This window comes from Streptomyces sp. HUAS TT11, from assembly GCF_051553595.1.
Lineage (GTDB): Bacteria > Actinomycetota > Actinomycetes > Streptomycetales > Streptomycetaceae > Streptomyces.
In genome coordinates this window covers 5,290,691-5,306,836 of record NZ_CP196184.1, presented here as the reverse complement: position 1 = coordinate 5,306,836, position 16,146 = coordinate 5,290,691, and the positions used below count along the sequence as shown (strand labels likewise).

15 protein-coding genes and 1 tRNA gene are annotated in these 16,146 nt (G+C 71.5%); 3 read left to right on the top strand and 13 right to left on the bottom strand.

What is annotated here, in order from left to right; genetic code table 11:
• Positions 1–101 precede the first annotated feature (101 nt).
• A complete protein-coding gene (locus ACSHXN_RS23800; protein WP_355141897.1) occupies positions 102–701 on the bottom strand; it encodes a TetR/AcrR family transcriptional regulator in 600 nt (199 codons plus the stop codon).
• A 206-nt stretch (positions 702–907) separates the two neighbouring features.
• Between ACSHXN_RS23800 and ACSHXN_RS23795 the strand changes: the two genes are divergently transcribed.
• On the top strand, positions 908–4,198 hold the full coding sequence (locus tag ACSHXN_RS23795; RefSeq protein WP_438303673.1) for a S41 family peptidase: 3,291 nt from the start codon (positions 908–910) through the stop codon (positions 4,196–4,198).
• Positions 4,199–4,307: 109 nt separating this feature from the next.
• Here ACSHXN_RS23795 and ACSHXN_RS23790 read toward each other — a convergent pair whose 3' ends face one another.
• The 4 genes from ACSHXN_RS23790 to ACSHXN_RS23775 all read right to left on the bottom strand — a co-directional run bounded on the left by ACSHXN_RS23790 (position 4,308) and on the right by ACSHXN_RS23775 (position 7,961).
• Positions 4,308–4,544: a hypothetical protein gene (locus ACSHXN_RS23790; RefSeq protein WP_383351565.1), complete on the bottom strand. Its 237-nt coding sequence runs from the start codon at positions 4,542–4,544 to the stop codon at positions 4,308–4,310.
• A 77-nt stretch (positions 4,545–4,621) separates the two neighbouring features.
• Positions 4,622–5,506: an SDR family oxidoreductase gene (locus ACSHXN_RS23785; protein WP_355141891.1), complete on the bottom strand. Its 885-nt coding sequence runs from the start codon at positions 5,504–5,506 to the stop codon at positions 4,622–4,624.
• The gene (locus tag ACSHXN_RS23780) at positions 5,503–6,429 is read right to left on the bottom strand and encodes an alpha/beta fold hydrolase (protein WP_438303672.1); all 927 of its coding nucleotides are present in this window, start codon (positions 6,427–6,429) and stop codon (positions 5,503–5,505) included. Before ACSHXN_RS23780 ends, ACSHXN_RS23785 begins: the two co-directional genes overlap by 4 nt.
• Positions 6,426–7,961, bottom strand: coding sequence for a flavin-containing monooxygenase (locus ACSHXN_RS23775; protein ID WP_438303671.1), 1,536 nt, complete (start codon positions 7,959–7,961; stop codon positions 6,426–6,428). Before ACSHXN_RS23775 ends, ACSHXN_RS23780 begins: the two co-directional genes overlap by 4 nt.
• Before the next feature lie 164 nt (positions 7,962–8,125).
• Between ACSHXN_RS23775 and ACSHXN_RS23770 the strand changes: the two genes are divergently transcribed.
• Entirely contained in the window at positions 8,126–8,746 is a 621-nt protein-coding gene (locus ACSHXN_RS23770) for a MerR family transcriptional regulator (protein ID WP_355141903.1), read from the top strand.
• Between the two features lie 34 nt (positions 8,747–8,780).
• On the opposite strand, the gene ACSHXN_RS23765 is transcribed toward ACSHXN_RS23770, so the two are convergent.
• Positions 8,781–9,584 (bottom strand): exodeoxyribonuclease III, encoded by an 804-nt coding sequence (locus ACSHXN_RS23765; protein WP_355141885.1) that lies wholly within the window; start codon positions 9,582–9,584, stop codon positions 8,781–8,783.
• Positions 9,585–9,652: 68 nt separating this feature from the next.
• Between ACSHXN_RS23765 and ACSHXN_RS23760 the strand changes: the two genes are divergently transcribed.
• Complete coding sequence (locus tag ACSHXN_RS23760; RefSeq protein WP_355141883.1) at positions 9,653–10,129, top strand: GNAT family N-acetyltransferase; 477 nt, start codon at positions 9,653–9,655, stop codon at positions 10,127–10,129.
• A gap of 166 nt (positions 10,130–10,295) precedes the next feature.
• Here the strand turns inward: ACSHXN_RS23760 and ACSHXN_RS23755 are convergent.
• The 7 genes from ACSHXN_RS23755 to galU form a co-directional block, all read right to left on the bottom strand.
• Positions 10,296–10,369: transfer RNA gene (locus ACSHXN_RS23755), tRNA-Ala, on the bottom strand.
• A 101-nt stretch (positions 10,370–10,470) separates the two neighbouring features.
• Positions 10,471–11,718 (bottom strand): divisome protein SepX/GlpR, encoded by a 1,248-nt coding sequence (gene sepX, locus ACSHXN_RS23750; RefSeq protein ID WP_355141881.1) that lies wholly within the window; start codon positions 11,716–11,718, stop codon positions 10,471–10,473.
• Between the two features lie 174 nt (positions 11,719–11,892).
• Positions 11,893–12,564, bottom strand: coding sequence for a GNAT family N-acetyltransferase (locus ACSHXN_RS23745; RefSeq protein ID WP_438306494.1), 672 nt, complete (start codon positions 12,562–12,564; stop codon positions 11,893–11,895).
• Positions 12,561–13,142: a MogA/MoaB family molybdenum cofactor biosynthesis protein gene (locus ACSHXN_RS23740; RefSeq protein WP_438303670.1), complete on the bottom strand. Its 582-nt coding sequence runs from the start codon at positions 13,140–13,142 to the stop codon at positions 12,561–12,563. Before ACSHXN_RS23740 ends, ACSHXN_RS23745 begins: the two co-directional genes overlap by 4 nt.
• The gene (gene moaC, locus ACSHXN_RS23735; protein WP_355141877.1) at positions 13,139–13,618 is read right to left on the bottom strand and encodes a cyclic pyranopterin monophosphate synthase MoaC; all 480 of its coding nucleotides are present in this window, start codon (positions 13,616–13,618) and stop codon (positions 13,139–13,141) included. The genes ACSHXN_RS23740 and moaC overlap by 4 nt, the downstream gene beginning before the upstream one ends.
• A gap of 185 nt (positions 13,619–13,803) precedes the next feature.
• On the bottom strand, positions 13,804–15,126 hold the full coding sequence (gene glp, locus ACSHXN_RS23730; protein WP_355141875.1) for a molybdotransferase-like divisome protein Glp: 1,323 nt from the start codon (positions 15,124–15,126) through the stop codon (positions 13,804–13,806).
• On the bottom strand, positions 15,123–16,034 hold the full coding sequence (gene galU, locus ACSHXN_RS23725; protein WP_355141873.1) for a UTP--glucose-1-phosphate uridylyltransferase GalU: 912 nt from the start codon (positions 16,032–16,034) through the stop codon (positions 15,123–15,125). The genes glp and galU overlap by 4 nt, the downstream gene beginning before the upstream one ends.
• Positions 16,035–16,146 lie beyond the last annotated feature (112 nt).

Here is a 16,146-nt window from a genome sequence, read left to right as displayed (position 1 = left end):
GAGGGCGTACTCCCGGTCAGGTCGTGGGGTGTTCAGGGCAGGAGGGATCAGCCCGACGACGTGAGCGGTGACGTCAGGTGGGGGTCAGGTGATGGGGCTGGTCAGGGGGTGGGCACGCCGAGTGCGGGGAGCACCACGGCGTCGATGTACGACGTGAGGAAGGCCTGGGTCGGCGGCTGGTCGTCGATCAGGGCCCGGGTGGCGAAGCCGCCGATCAGCATGTGCACCAGGAATTCCAGTGCCGGGCAGTCCGGACGGATCTCGCCCCGCTCGATGGAGCGTTGCAGCACACGCTGGAACTCCGCCATCTCCGGTTCGATCAGCTGCTCGCGGAACGCCTGGCGCAGGTCCGCGTTGTGGTGCATCGCCATGGCGACACCCCTCATCAGCGCGGAGTTCTGCTCCATGACGCAGTCGTCCTCGCGCGTCACCAGGGCGTGCAGGTCACCCCGGAGCGAGCCGGTGTCGATCGCGTCGATGGGGCCCGGCTTCCCGTGCCGGATGGCCTTCACCACCAGGTCGGCCTTGCCGCCCCACTGGCGGTAGAGCGTCGCCTTGCTGGAGCGCGTACGGGCGGCCACGGCGTCCATCGTCAGGGTGTCGTAGCCGACCTCCCGGAGCAGGTCGAGCACGGCCCCGTACAGTTCGGCCTCGCGCTCGGGGGTGATCCGCGTGCGACGTGCCGCTGCGACCTCAGCCACCCGACTCACCTTCCTGCTCCGCGCCGGAGCTGCAGACTCCGAACGACACCGTTTCGTACGTTCACGACAATACCCCCGCTGTCAACGAAACGAAACCGTTTCGTACGTGTCATGAATCACGGCTCCCGCACTCAACCGTCCGCCCGGTCCGGCCGCCGCCCGGCGTACGAGTTGCCGCCGCCGGTCCGCAGGAAAAGCATGGGTAGGTGAGCGACGCGAGCGACGTGTTCGAGAACGCACCCGGCTACCTCCGCTTCCCGCACCTGCACGGCGACCGCCTGTGCTTCGCCGCCGAGGACGATCTGTGGGTGGCCCGGGTGGACGGCTCGGGCCGCGCCTGGCGGCTCACGGTCGACCGTACGAAGGTCGGCCATCCCCGCTTCTCACCCGACGGCCGCCTCATCGCCTACACGAGCTGGCGCAGCCTCGTCCCGGAGATCCATCTGACCCCCGTGGACGGCGGGCCCGCGCGAAGGCTTACGTACTGGGGCAACTCCGACACACAGGTGTGCGGCTGGACCCCGGAGGGCGACATCCTCGCCGTCGCCTCGCACGGTGAGCCCTTCTCCTACTTCACCTGGGCCTACAAGGTCCCCACCGACGGCGACCCCGGCGGCAAGCTTCCCTGGGGTCCCGTCTCCGACATCGCCGTGGCCGACGTCGACGGCGAGCACAGGACCCTGCTGCTGACAGGCACCCCGCCGCACGAACCGGCCTCCTGGAAGCGCTACCGCGGCGGCGCCATGGGCCGGCTGTGGCTGCACGGCCGGCGGCTGCTCGCGGATCTCGAGGGCCATCTCGAGTCACCGATGTTCGTGGACGGGCGCATCGCGTTCCTCTCCGACCACGAGGGCATCGGAAACCTCTACTCGTGCGCGTACGACGGCAGCGACCTGCGCCGTCACACCGACCACGACGCCTTCTACGCCCGCAGCGCCGCCAGCGACGGGCGGCGCGTGGTGTACCAGTGCGCGGGCGACATCTGGATCGTCGACGACCTCTCCCCCGACTCGATCCCGCGCCGCCTCGACATCCGCCTGGGCGGCCCGCGCGCGGGGCGCCGCCCCTATCAGGTGCCGGCCGGGCAGCACATCGACGGGATCTCGGTCGACGAGACGGGCCGGGCCTCCGCCGTCGTCGTGCGCGGCAGCCTGTACTGGCTCACGCACCGGGACGGCCCCGCCCGGACCATCACCGACACGCCCGGCGTGCGGGTCCGGCTGCCGGAGATGCTGGGCGTGGGCGGGCAGGTCGCCTACATCACGGACGCCGACGGCGAGGACGCCGTCGAGCTCGCCTATCTGCCCCGCGCCTCGGGCGACCGTGCGCCGCACCGCATGGCCTCCGGCGAACTGGGCTGCGTACTGGAGATGGTGGCGGACCCGCAGGGAGAGCGGCTCGCGATCGCCTCCAACGACGGGCGGCTGCTGCTGATCGCCGTCGGGGAGGAGACCGGGGAGGCCACGGAGGCCGACGCATCGGCCGGCACAGTCACCGAGCTGATCCGCTCGGTCAACGGGCCGGTGCGGGACCTTGCGTTCTCGCCGGACGGACACTGGCTCACCTGGTCGCATCCCGGGATCGGCCGGTCGCTGCGCCAGATCAAGATGGCCCGCATCAAGGACCGGCTGATCGTCGACGTCACCAACGGCCGGTTCGAGGACGAGAACCCGGTGTTCACCCGGGACGGGCGCTATCTGGCCTTCCTGTCCTGGCGCGGGTTCGACCCGGTGTACGACGTGCACACCGGCGACCTGTCCTTCCCGCTCGGCTGCCGCCCGTATCTGGTGCCCCTGTCGTCGGCGACCCCCTCTCCCTTCGCGGTGAACCCGGAGGGACGGCCCGCCGCCGGAGGCCTCGACCCGCTGGAGGAGGAAGAGGGCGACGGCGTGGTCACCGTCGAGACCGAAGGGCTCGAGAACCGGGTGACACCGTTCCCGGTCACCGCCTCGAAGTACTCCGAGCTGCGTCCCGTCGCGGGCGGCGGCCTGGTGTGGATGCGGTGGCCGATCTCCGGCGCGCTCGGCGAGACGTTCGTGAACCCGGACGACACCTCCGGCCGCCCGACACTGGAGCACTTCACCATCAGCAAGGCCAAGAAGTCCGAACTGGTCGGCCATCTGGACTGGTTCGCCGTCAGCGGGGACGGCACACGACTGGTGGTGCTGGACGAGGGCGATCTGCGAGCGGTCCCGTCCACCGAGTCCGGCGACGCCGACTCGACGGTGTGGATCGATGTGCGCCGGATCATGCACGAGGTGGACCCGGGGGCGGAGTGGCGGCAGGCGTACGCGGAGGCGGGACGGCTCATCCGGGCCTACTTCTGGGAGCCCGACATGTGCGGGATCGACTGGGACGCGATCCTGGAGCAGTACCGTCCGCTGGTCGAACGGGTGGCCTCACCGGACGAGTTCGCGGACCTGCTGCGTGAGGTGCTGGGCGAGCTGGGCACCTCGCACGCGTATGTGTCGCCGGCCCGGCGCAACGAGGGCCCTGCGCACTACCAGCGCTACCAGGGCCTGCTGGGTGCCAACTTCGTACGCCGTGAGGAGGGCTGGGTGGTCGGGCGGATCCTGCCTGGCGACTCGTCGGACTCCAAGGCGCGCTCACCGCTCGCGGGCACGGGGATCCGGGACGGCGCGCTACTGACCCATGTGGACGGGCGGCCGGTCGACCCGTTGACGGGACCGGCCCCGCTGCTGGCGGCGGCAGGCGGCACAACGGTGGAGTTGACGTTCGTCCCCGCGGAGGCGGACACCGGCCCCCGCCGTGTGGCCGTGGTCCCTCTCGTCGACGAGCGGCCCCTGCGCTACCAGGACTGGGTGGCCAAGCGGCGCAAGGTCGTGCGGGAGTTGAGCGAAGGCCGCTGCGGGTATCTGCACATCCCGGACATGGGCGGCTCGGGCTGGGCGCAGTTCAACCGGGATCTGCGGATGGAGGTCTCCCGGCCGGCGCTCATCGTGGACGTGCGGGGCAACGCGGGCGGTCACATCAGCGAGTTGGTCGTGGAGAAGCTGACGCGCACGATCCTGGGCTGGGACCTGACACGCAACGCCCAGCCGGTGTCGTACGCGTCCAGCGCACCGCGGGGGCCCATCGTTGCGCTGACCGACGAGGCGACGTCCTCCGACGGCGACATGATCACCGCGGCGATCAAACTGCTGAAACTCGGGCCGGTGATCGGCTCGCGCACCTGGGGCGGCGTGGTCGGGATGACGGGCCGGCACCGGCTGGGCGACGGCACGGTGATCACGGTCCCGATGAACGCGGCCTGGTTCGAGGAGTACGGCTGGTCGATCGAGAACCGCGGTGTGGAACCGGACCTGGAGATCCTGCGCACCCCGCTGGACTGGGCCGAGGGCCGCTACAAGCAGTTGGCCGACGCGGTACGGATGGCCCTTGACCTTCTGCACGCCGCACCTCCCGCCGCACCGCCGGACTACACCGGCGTCCCCGACAGGACCCGCCCGAAACTGCCTCCGCGAAGGACCGGTTGAGGGGCAGCAGGCCTACGCCCGCTGCCCCTCGTGCGCCCGCGGCGCACGAGAACGGGGTGCCCCGGGAAGACGGGGCACCCCGCTCGACGGCCGAAGCCGGGCACGACGCCTAGGCGTCGTAGTCCTGGTTGAGGCGGTCCTCCGCCTCGTCCTGCTGCCGCCGCGCATCGTGCTGGGCCTGCTGGCCGCGGTGCTGGGCCTGCTGGCCGCGCTCCTGGGCCTGCTGGCCGCGCTCCTGGGCCTGCTGCTTGCCCTGCTGGGCCTGCTGCTTGCCCTGCTCCATCTTGCGCTTGGCCTGCTGCTTCGCCTGCCCGGACTTCTCCTGGAACTGGTCCTTCATGCCCATGGGTGTTCACTCCCGTTGTGGGTGAGGGGATTGGGCCTCGACCAGAGTGACACGCCCGGACACTCTACGCATTTCGATCAGTTACGCAGCGTATTGCGCTGCTGCTCATCGGCCTCGCCACCGGCCCCCACCAGCCCCGTGCCGACGGTCTTGAGCCGCGGCTCGAACCGGCGCACGTCCCGCTGCCCCACCGTCGCGATGATCCCCGGCAGCCAGCCGCGCACGGCCTGCATTCCGCGCAGCCACCCCTGCCCGTACACATGGCTCGACCGCCGTTCGATCCCGGCCACGATCCGGTCCACCGCCGGCCCCAGCGGATAGGTCTTGTTCGAGGGCCACGGCAGCCGCTGCCGCAGCTCCCGCATCACCTCGTCCCGGTCGGCGCCCCGCACCATGTCCGTGTCGGTCCACGACAGATACCCGACCCCGACCCGGACGCCCTTGTGCGCGACCTCGGCGCGCAGACTGTGCGCGTACGCCTCCACACCCGACTTGGACGCGCAGTACGCGGTCATCATCGGCGCGGGCGTGATCGCCGCGAGCGAGGCGATCTGCAGCAGATAGCCGCGGCTCTCCAGCAGCACCGGCAGGAAGGCGCGGGCGGTGACCGCGGAGCCGATCAGATTGACCTCGACGACCCGGCGCCACGACTCCGGGTCGGAGTCGGCGAACGGCCCGCCGTTGGCCACACCGGCGTTGGCGACGACGATGTCGACCTTCCCGAACCGCTCCTTCACCTCGTGCGCGACCCGGGTCATCGCCCGATGGTCGGTGACGTCCGCGTGCCAGTGGCCGTTGTCCCCGTACAGCTGCTCCGAGACCTGCTTGAGCGCGTCCGGTTCCAGACCGACGAGCGCCACGGTCGCGCCGCGCGCCGACAGCTTGCGGGCCAGCAGCTCGCCCACACCCCGCGCGGCGCCGGTGACGACCGCGACCTGCCCCTCCAGACTCACCCTGGTCATGCGCCCTCCTCGATCGTCACGTCCGCCGCATACGCCGCGACCAGTTCCCGGATCCGCCCGGTCACCAGCTCCGGCGCCTCCACCGGTGTCATATGGCCGAGCCCGGGCAGCTCCGTACTGCCCACGCAGTGCGGCAGCGCGGCGACCAGCGCCCGGGCGTGCACCGGCGGTGTGAGCCGGTCGGCCGTGCCCACCACCACCTCCGTCGGCACCGTCAACTCCCTTTTCCCGGCCTCCAGATCCAGCTCCGCGAGCACGCGCGACCAGTCGTGGCGGACCGCCCGGGGGCAGGCGTGCACCACCCGGGCGCACGCCTCGACCATGTCCGGCGCCGAACCGGCGCCCATGGTGGCGTACTTGAGGATGCGCTTCGCCAGCGGTGTGACCGGACCGAGCGGCGCACGGGATCCGAGGACGCGGGTCGTGAGCCAGGTGCGGACGCGTCCGGCGGGCAGCGGCAGCACCCGCGCCTCGGCGACCAGGCGCGAACTTCCCGTGCTGCACAGCAGGACGGCCGCCGCGTGCTCCCGGAACCGGGGGCGTGCGGCCGCCGCCAGCACGGTCATCCCGCCCATGGAGTGCCCCACGATCACGGCCTGCTCCCCCGGTGCCAGCGTGCCGGCGAGCACCGCCTCCAGATCGTCCGCCAGCGCCTGCGTGCTGCACACGGTGCCCGCGGGGCTACGTCCGTGCCCGCGCTGGTCGTAGGCGATCACCCGGTGGTCGGCGGCGAGATCCCGTATCTGCGCCGCCCAGAAGGCCGTCGAGCAGGTCCAGCCGTGGGAGAGGACGACCGGGGGCGCGCCCTCGGGTCCGTGCACCTCCACGTGCAGCCGGGCGCCGTCGGCGGAGCGGACGGTCAGCTCCCTGGTGGCGGCCGGCGGCGCGTACGGCCCGCTCACCACGTGTGTCGGCCGGCTCATGCGCCCACCTCCAGCTTCGTGTCGTCCGAGCCCCGGCCCGGCTCCGCCGCCCCGGCGGCGCGGAGCACCTCGTACTCGGCGAGATCCACCCGCCGTGTCGCACCCCGGAACTCCGAGGTCGTACCGGGCCAGATGGTGGTGTTGCGACCGCGGGCGTCGAGGTACCAGCTGGTGCAGCCGCCGGTGTTCCACACGGTGCGCTTCATGCGCTCCTGCACCCTGTCGTTCCAGTTCTCGACGGCCTGCGGGCGGGCGTCGAGCGCCACCCGGCCGCCGAGGACGTCCAACTGCCGCACATAGTCGGCCAGGTAGTTCAGCTGGGACTCGATCATCAGGATCATCGAGGAGTTACCGAGGCCCGTATTGGGCCCGATGATCGTCATCCAGTTGGGGAAGCCGGCCGCGGTGGCCCCCCGAAGGGCCGCCATCCCGTTCTTCCACGTCTCCGCCAGGGTCCGGCCGTCCGCCCCGACGACCCGCTCGGCGATCGGCATGTCGGTGACGTGGAAACCCGTTCCGAAGATGATGGCGTCGGCCTCGGTCTCGGTCCCGTCCGCGGCCACGAGGGTCGATCCGCGGACCTCGGCCAGGCCGCTGGCGACGACGTCCACATTGGGGCGTGTCAGGGCGGGGTAGTAGCTGCTGGACAGCAGGATCCGCTTGCAGCCGATGCGGTAGTCGGGGGTGAGCTTCGCCCGCAGCGCCGGGTCCTTGATCGCGCGGGCCATGTTGCGCTTCGCCAGCCGCTCGACGAAGCCGAGTTCGTCGGGGTGCTTGGTGAACGCCTGGACCTGCATCTCCCGGATGCCCCACAACAGACCGCGCCGCAACTGCGTGGTGAAGGGCAGCGCCCGGTGCAGCCCTCGCTCGAAGCCGCTGATGGCGCGGTCGACCCGGGGCATCACCCAGGGCGGGGTGCGCTGGAAGAGGGTGAGTTTCGCGACCTCGGGCTGGATCGACGGCACGATCTGGATGGCGGACGCACCGGTGCCGATCATGGCGACGCGCTTGTCGCGCAGGTCGTACTCGTGGTCCCAGCGCGCGGAGTGGAACACCGTGCCGGGAAAGGAGTCGAGGCCGGGGATGTCCGGGATCCTGGGATCGGACAGCGGCCCGGTGGCGGAGACGACCACGTCGGCGGTCAGGTCGCCGCTGCTCGTCCCGATCGCCCAGTGCAGCCGCTCCGCGTCCCACCTCATCAGCTCGACCTCGGAGTCGAAGCGGATGTGGGGACGCAGCCGGAAGACGTCCGTCACATGCTCCAGATACGCCCGGATGTGCTCCTGCCCCGAAAAGGTGCGCGGCCAGTCGGGATGGGGCGCGAAGGAGAAGGAGTACAGATGGGAGGGCACATCGCAGGCACACCCGGGGTAGCGGTTGTCGCGCCAGGTGCCGCCGACGCCGCCGGCCCGCTCCAGGACGACGAAGTCGGTGATTCCCTCGCGGCGCAGCCGCACGGCGGCGCCGAGACCGCCGAATCCGGACCCGATCACCGCTACTCGTACATGAGGCACATGCTCGTGCTCGGCCATCCCGACGCCCCTCCATGCCTACGCGACTCCGCCAGTGAACGCTGGCGCAATGGGAGGTTAGGCCAGTGGCGTACCGATGGGTAGGGGGCGGGACAAGGAAAGTTACCCCGGGTACGACGTAGGGTTCGGGAGTGGCACACGACGGGGAGCGGCGCGAGTACCGCATGGAGGAGCTGGCCAAGGAGGCCGGCATCACGGTGCGTACGCTGCGCTTCTACCGCGAGCGCAAGCTGATCCAGCCACCGCGCCGCGAAGGCCGCATAGCCTGGTACGACGACACGCATCTGGCCAGACTGCGCACGATCTCCGCCCTCCTGGAACGCGGCCACACCCTGAACGGCATCGCGGAGCTGGCCGAGGCCTTCGACCACGGACGCGGCGTGGGCGATCTGCTCGGTCTCGGCGCACCCACCGAGGAGACCCCGGTCCGCCTCACCCCGGAGGCGCTGGCCGACGTCTTCGGCTCCGAGGCCACTCCGGAGAACCTCGCCGCGGCCCTCGAACTCGGCTACCTCGGCACGGACGGCGGCGAGATCGTGCACATCAGCCGCCGGCTGCTGGAGGTCTCGGCGGCCCTGGTCCGCGAGGGCATCCCGCTCGCGGACGTACTGACCGCCGGCCGGCGCGTGCGGGAGCACGCGGAGGCCCTGGCCGAGGTCTTCGCCGATCTGATGACCTCCCACAACCGCTCCCCGCAGGACGCCAACCGCCTTCGCCCACTGGCGAAGAGCGTCGCGGAGGCGGAACTCTCCCTCGCCCTGGACCGGCGGTTGCGCAAGCGGTAGCCCCGCCGCGGGCGGCCCCGCGCGGCCGTCGCCGCTACCGCTCGAAGGTGACCGTCACGGGCGCGTGGTCGGACCACCGTTCGCCGTGGGTCGCCGCGCGCTCCACGACCGCCTTGACGGCCCTGCCCGCGAGCCCCGGGGTCGCCACGGCCAGGTCGATCCGCCACCCCGTGTCGTTGTCGAAGGCCCGCCCCCGGTAGGACCACCACGTGTACGGCCCCTCGACGTCCGGGTGCAGCGCCCGCACCACGTCGACATAACCGCCGTCCTCGGGGTCGAAGACCCGGCCCAGCCACTCCCGTTCCTCCGGCAGGAAGCCGGAGTTCTTCTGGTTTCCGCGCCAGTTCCTCAGATCGGCCTGGCGGTGGGCGATGTTCCAGTCACCGCAGACCACGACCTCACGGCCGTCGGCGGCGGCCCGCTGCCGCAGGTCCTTGAGATGACCGAGGAACTCGGTCATGAAGCGGTCCTTCTCGTCCTGCCGCGGGGTTCCCACCTCACCGGAGGGCAGGTAGAGGGAGGCGACCGTGACACCCGGCAGATCGGCCTCGACGTACCGGCCGCTGCCGTCGAACTCGGCCGACCCGAAGCCGACCCGCACCCGGTCCGGCTCGCGCCGTGTGTAGAGCGAGACCCCCGCCCGCCCCTTGGCGGCGGCAGGCGCGTGGACGACATGCCACCCCTCGGGCTCCCGGACGCCCTCCGGCATCTGCCCGGGCTCGGCACGCACCTCCTGCAGGCACAGCACATCGGCCGAGGTCCCGGCCAGCCACTCCACGAAGCCCTTCTTCGCGGCGGCACGGATCCCGTTCACATTCACGGAGGTCACAGTCAGCACCCGGGAACCCTACCGGCACACTGGTGGGGCCGGTATGTCCACCTATGCATAGAAGTACGATGAACAGCATGAATATTCGCCGTGTTCCGTTCGACCACCCCGACGCCGTCAAGCTCAACGACCAGGTCCAGGCCGAGTACCACGTGCGCTACGGCGACGGGGGCGACGCCACGCACCTGGACCCGGTGATGTTCCTGCCCCCGGCCGGGCTCTACCTGATCGCGTACGACGAACAGGACCGCCCCGTCGCCACCGGCGGCTGGCGCACGCAGGACAAGAGCGACGAGGGCTACCTGGACGGGGACGCCGAGCTCAAGCGCATGTACGTCATGGAGGAGATGCGCGGCCGCGGGCTGGCCCGGCGCATCCTGGCCGCGCTGGAGGAGGACGCCCGCTCGGCCGGCCGCACCCGCATGGTCCTGGAGACGGGCAGCAAGCAGCCCGAGGCCGTGGCCCTGTACTCCTCCAGCGGTTACGAGCCGTGCGCCAAGTTCGGCTACTACCGCTTCCACGAGCTCAGCATGTGCTTCGCGAAGCCTCTGTAGCGCGGCGCGGGGGCCGGGCCACCCGGTCCCCGTACGGCCGGCACTGCCGTGAACTGCGCGCCCTGTGGGCCGCGTTCGCCGGTCTCGGGGCACAACAAAGATCCCGCCCGATCTTCCGATCGGACGGGATCTCTCAACTGCCCTGAGCCTCAGGGAGTTGTTGCGGTGGACCTGAGGGGATTTGAACCCCTGGCCCCCTCGATGCGAACGAGGTGCGCTACCGGACTGCGCCACAGGCCCTTGCAACGAGTGAAACTCTAGCATCCTCATCGGCCTGCCCGGAAATCCGTTTCGCCCCTGGCCAGCGCCGGGGACGCGGCAAGGCCGCCGCCGAACCGCCACTACTCGTTGGCGGCCCGGGGCCGTTCGCCGTCCTCGTACTGGTCGAACAGCGGGGTGCGCCCCCGCTCCCGGGACCGCCGGGCGGAAGCCGCCCGGCGGGCGTCGCTGCGGCCGCCGTCCACGGAGTCGGCCCGGTCGTCCGCCTCGGCCTCCGCCTCCGCGGAGTCCACCTCGGCGGCGGCACCGGACGCCGCGGGCACGGGCGCCGCCTCCGCCGCACTCGACCGGGCGGAACTCCATGCGTCGGGCGCCGCGAGGTCCACGTCCGGCGTCGCACGCGGAGCGACCGGGGCGGTCACATACGTCGGCAGCGGCACCGGCACCGGCTCCCAGCTGTCGCCGTGGCCCGGCCGGCGCTGCCGCTCGCGCTGCTGGTCCACCCACTCCGCGTGATCGGTCTGCTCGACGAGGGCCCGGCGGTCGGCAGCGAGCGCCGACAGCCCCGCGTCGCTCTCCGGCTCGGACGCGTCCTCGGACTCGCCCCCGCCGGAGTCCGTGGGCGGCCGCCGTCTGGGCTGCCGTTCCCGGAGCCGTTGCGCCGCGGCCTCGGCCCGGCGGCGGTCCATCGTGTAGGTGAACCGCTTGCGCTCCTGCGCCCGCAGATACGCGATGTACACGCTGAGCAGCACGGCGGGCGCACCCGGTGCCCACAGGAAGGCGAGGCCCCCGACCGCGGCGACGATCGCGCCGAACGTGAACGCCAGGAAGAGCAGGACGGTCGTACGCCGCCGGCGCGCGAGCGCCTTCATACGGCGGGCCCGCGCCATGGCCTCCGCCGAGGACGCCGTCCGCGCCCGCGGCACGGCATGGCCCGCAGGGGGCCGGGCGCCCTTCGGGTCGGGGGCGGAGGAACCCTTGGCCGCCCGCTCGGCCGCGGTGGCCGGGGACGGGGCGCCGGATGCGGAGGCACCCTTGGCACCCTGCTCCCGCCGGACCGCCCCCTGCGGCTCCACCCGGGCCCGTGCCTGCTGCCCGGTGGGGGGCATGGCGAAGGCCCGGACGTCCACCGAATCGGTGACGCCGTCCGGGGCGGGATTGCGCTCCCCCTCTTCGGTGGAGCGCGCCCGCAGGTCCTTGGCGTATCGGCGCTCCATTCCCGCCCGTCCGGACAGCAGCCGGATGGCGGTGCTGAAGCGTTCCGTCGGACGAGACTCGTTCAGCTCGTCCTGCCTACGGAGCCACATAGGCACCAAGTAGGCGGCCCAGGCCCCGACAATGACTGCGTAGATGAGGCCGCTGCTGCTCACGCCTCACACGGTAGAGGGGTTTGCGTGAGGCCATCTGCCAATTGCGCCGGTGTGTCGCACGATCTGGCTGATATTTCGAACTTTTTTTTGGGACCGATGCGATCAACGGGCCGACGAGCCCGCTAATTCATTGGGCCCAGTCGATCGCAGCCCGATCAATTTCGAACGTACTTTTTATTTGCCGGGGTGCGCCGGCTTGCTCGGATCGGCGCTCGGACTCTGCACGCGTGCCTGCTGCGAGCGTGCCCGGTGCCAGCGCGCCAGCAACCCCTCGGGCACCTCCTCCGCGGTGAGCGCGAAGACCAGATGGTCCCGCCAGGCCCCGTCGATGTGCAGATAACGCGGGCGGAGGCCCTCCGCGCGGAATCCGAGTTTCTCCACCACCCGGCGGCTCGGCCCGTTCTCGGGGCGAATGCAGACTTCGATGCGGTGCAGTCCGACGGTCCTGAAGCAGTGGTCGACGACGAGGGCCACGGCCGTCGGCATCACCCCGCGGCCCGCGACCGCCTGGTCCACCCAGTAGCCGACATGCCCCGAGCACATCGAGCCCCAGGTGATGCCGGCGACCGTCAACTGCCCGACGAGCCGGCCCTGGTACTCGATGACGAAGGGCAGCATCCGGCCCGCCTTGGCCTCGCCGCGTAGATGCCGGACCATCTGGCGGTAGGTCGGCCGGTGGGTGATGGGACCGCTGGGCGTGGGCGGCGGGATGGTCGCCTCCCAGGGCCGCAGCCAGTCCCGGTTGCGGCGGTTCACCTCGCGCCAGACCCGCTGGTCGCGCAGCTTTATCGGCCGGAGGACGACATCACCGTCCGCCAGCTCGACTGGCCAGGATGGGCTGTTCAGCTCGCACCCCCACTCGGTCCGGACCCGTCCTCGCCGACCGGTGGCCCGGCCGGCTCGGGCCTCGGGTGGTCGCCGCCGCGGATCTGGTCGACGGCGTGCACCAACAGGGTCTCCAGAACGGCCAGTCCGTCCTTCACCCCGCCGGTGGAACCCGGCAGGTTGACGATCAGCGTCCGTCCGGCGACTCCCGCGAGCCCCCGGGAGAGGGCCGCCGTCGGCACCTTCTCTCTTCCGAACGCCCTGATGGCCTCGGGAATGCCCGGCACCTCGAAGTCGATCACGGCCCGGGTCGCCTCGGGTGTGCGGTCGGTGGGCGAGACGCCGGTGCCCCCGGTCGTCACGATCACGTCGTAGCCGGCCCGGGCACCGGTCCGCAGCGCGTTCTCCACCGGCTCCCCGTCCGGGACGACCAGGGGCCCGTCGACCGTGAAGCCGAACCGGATGAGCCCCTGCACGACGAGGGGACCGCCCTTGTCCTCGTACACGCCCGCGGCCGCCCGGTTGGACGCGGTGACGACCAGGGCCGCGTACGCCGCCGACAGGGCGCCGCCGGCCGGCGGGCCTCCCGGTGCCGTCATGCCCGGCTCCAGTCGCCCGACGCGCCGCCCGTCTTCTCCTCGACCCGCACGTCCGTGATCACCGCCGCCTTGTCGACCGCCTTGACCATGTCGATCACGGTCAGCGCCGCGACACCGACCGCGGTGAGCGCCTCCATCTCGACACCCGTGCGGTCGGTGGTCTTCACGGTCGCCGTGATCTCGACGGCGTCGTCCGCGACGGACAGGTCCAGCTTCACACCCGAGATCGCCAGCGGATGGCACAGGGGAATGAGGTCGGGCGTGCGCTTCGCGCCCATGATCCCCGCGATCCGCGCGGTGGCGAGTGCGTCGCCCTTGGGGACTCCCTCGCCGCGCAGCAGTTCCACCACACGCGGCGAGACGAGCACGCGACCGCTGGCGCGCGCGGTGCGCTCGGTCACGTCCTTCCCGGAGACGTCGACCATTCGGGCCGCGCCCGCGTCGTCGATGTGGGTCAGTCGGTCGTGCGTACTCATCTGCTGCGGCGCTCCCGGTCCCGCCCGGCGCGGTACGGCGCGCGGGGCTGCTGTGCGCGACACGGTACCGCCACGGGGACGCGATCATCGGAGCAAGGTCCGGTGAACGGGGCCTCCGACCAGGAAGGGACCCCGGACAGGACAACCCGACCGGCCTGGAGCGCCTCCCCGCGGGCGGGCGGGCGTCAGTCGAGGAGGACGACCTCGACCTCGGCACCCGGCTCGACGGACGTGTGGTCCTCGGGCACGACGATCAGGGCGTCCGCGTGCGCGAGGGCCGCGATCAGATGCGAGCCGGCGCCGCCGACCGGGGTCACCTGCCCGTCCGCGTACGTCCCGCGGAGGAACTGCCTGCGTCCCTCGGGCGAGGTCAGTGCCTTGTCCGCGGTGAGGACGGCCTTGACCCGGGGCCGGTGCACCTCCCGCAGCCCCATGAGGGTGCGGATCGCGGGACGCACGAACAGCTCGAAGGAGACGTACGACGACACCGGGTTGCCCGGCAGGGCGAGCAGCGGTGTGTGGTCGGGGCCGATGGATCCGAAGCCCTGGGGCTTGCCGGGCTGCATGGCGAGCTTGCGGAACTCGATGCCGCCGCCCGGCTCGTCCTCGTCCCCGACGGAGGAGAGCGCCTCCTTGACGACGTCGTACGCTCCGACGCTCACCCCGCCGGTGGTGACCATCAGGTCGGCGCGGACGAGCTGGTCCTCGACGGTGGACCGGAGGGTGTCGGCGTCGTCGGCGACGGCACCGACCCGGTAGGCGATGGCTCCGGCGTCCCGCGCGGCGGCGGTGAGGGCGAAGCTGTTGGAGTCGTAGATCTGGCCGGCCGCCAACTCCTCGTCGGGCTGGACCAGTTCGCTTCCGGTGGACATGACGACCACGCGCGGGCGCGGGCGCACCCGCACCGTGCCCCGGCCGATGGCGGCGAGCAGCCCGATCTGCGGCGGACCGAGTACGGTGCCCGCCTCCAGGGCGAGATCGCCGGCCTTCACGTCGCTGCCCTTGTCCCGCACATGCGCACGCGCCTCGGCCGGACGGTGCACCCGCACCTGTCCGGAGGCGCCCTCGGGGAACAGGCTGCGGGCCTCCATCCCCGAGACGGGACCCCCGCCGAGACCCCCGTCGGTCCACTCGACGGGGACGACGGCCTCCGCGCCGGGCGGCAGCGGAGCGCCGGTCATGATGCGCGCGGCCTCGCCCGGACCCACCCGCATCGTGCCGGCCGAGCCCGCTGCGACGTCCCCGACCACCGTGAGGACGGCCGGGAACTCCTCGCTCGCGCCCGCGACGTCCGCGACCCGTACCGCGTATCCGTCCATCGAGCTGTTGTCGAACGGCGGAAGCGAGACCGGGACCGTGACGTCCTCGACCAGCACGCACCCCTGGGCGTCGAGCAACTGCAGCTCGATGGGCTCGAGTGGCCGGATGCCGGTGAGGATGTCCTCCAGGTGGTCGTCCACCGACCAGAGGGGGTCCTGGCCGGTGGTGCGGGTCGCGGCGGCGCTCAAATTCCCTGCATCTCCTCGGTCACGTAACTGCGAAGCCAGGTCCGGAAGTCCGGACCCAGATCTTCACGTTCGCACGCGAGTCTGACAATGGCACGCAGATAGTCGCCACGGTCGCCGGTGTCATAACGGCGGCCCTTGAAGACGACGCCGTGCACGGGGCCGCCGACCTTCTCGTCCTGCGCGAGCTGCTGGAGGGCGTCGGTGAGCTGGATCTCGCCGCCACGGCCCGGCTCGGTCTTGCGGAGTATCTCGAAGATCTGCGGGTCGAGGACGTAGCGGCCGATGACCGCGTAGTTCGACGGGGCGTCCTTGGGGTCCGGCTTCTCGACCAGGCCGGTCACCCTGACGACGTCCCCGTCCTCGGTGGGTTCGACGGCGGCGCTGCCGTAGAGGTGGATCTGCTCGGGCGCGACCTCCATCAGGGCGACGACGCTGCCTCCGTTGCGCTCCTGGACCTCGACCATGCGCGCGAGCAGGGGGTCGCGGGGGTCGATCAGGTCGTCACCGAGCAGGACGGCGAACGGCTCCTGGCCGACGTGCGGGGCGGCGCACAGCACGGCGTGCCCGAGGCCCTTGGGGTCGCCCTGGCGCACGTAGTGCATCGTGGCGAGGTCGCTGGACTCCTGGACCTTCGCGAGCCGTGCGGCGTCGCCCTTTTTCTGGAGGGCGGACTCGAGCTCGTAGTTGCGGTCGAAGTGGTCCTCGAGGGGCCGCTTGTTGCGGCCGGTGATCATCAGAACGTCGTCGAGCCCCGCGGACACGGCCTCTTCGACCACGTACTGGATCGCGGGCTTGTCGACGACCGGCAGCATCTCTTTGGGGGTGGCTTTGGTGGCCGGCAGGAACCGCGTGCCAAGGCCTGCTGCGGGAATGACAGCCTTGGTGATCCTGGGGTGCGACTCAGTCATGCCCACAACGATATCCGGTGGCTATGTACTGAATCTGTGCCTCCGGTTAATTCGCTCTCATATGAGCGCATTGAGGAAGGCAGGGCACTGACCGGTGGTTCCCTTGGGAGAC

Bases quoted from the DNA above. Each gene is read 5' to 3' on its own strand.
- ACSHXN_RS23790 (WP_383351565.1), bottom strand. From the start codon at position 4,544: ATGGGCATGAAGGACCAGTTCCAGGAGAAGTCCGGGCAGGCGAAGCAG.
- ACSHXN_RS23785 (WP_355141891.1), bottom strand. From the start codon at position 5,506: ATGACCAGGGTGAGTCTGGAGGGGCAGGTCGCGGTCGTCACCGGCGCC.
- ACSHXN_RS23780 (WP_438303672.1), bottom strand. From the start codon at position 6,429: ATGAGCCGGCCGACACACGTGGTGAGCGGGCCGTACGCGCCGCCGGCC.
- ACSHXN_RS23775 (WP_438303671.1), bottom strand. From the start codon at position 7,961: ATGGCCGAGCACGAGCATGTGCCTCATGTACGAGTAGCGGTGATCGGG.
- ACSHXN_RS23770 (WP_355141903.1), top strand. From the start codon at position 8,126: ATGGAGGAGCTGGCCAAGGAGGCCGGCATCACGGTGCGTACGCTGCGC.
- ACSHXN_RS23760 (WP_355141883.1), top strand. From the start codon at position 9,653: ATGAATATTCGCCGTGTTCCGTTCGACCACCCCGACGCCGTCAAGCTC.
- ACSHXN_RS23740 (WP_438303670.1), bottom strand. From the start codon at position 13,142: ATGACGGCACCGGGAGGCCCGCCGGCCGGCGGCGCCCTGTCGGCGGCG.
- moaC (WP_355141877.1), bottom strand. From the start codon at position 13,618: ATGAGTACGCACGACCGACTGACCCACATCGACGACGCGGGCGCGGCC.
- galU (WP_355141873.1), bottom strand. From the start codon at position 16,034: ATGACTGAGTCGCACCCCAGGATCACCAAGGCTGTCATTCCCGCAGCA.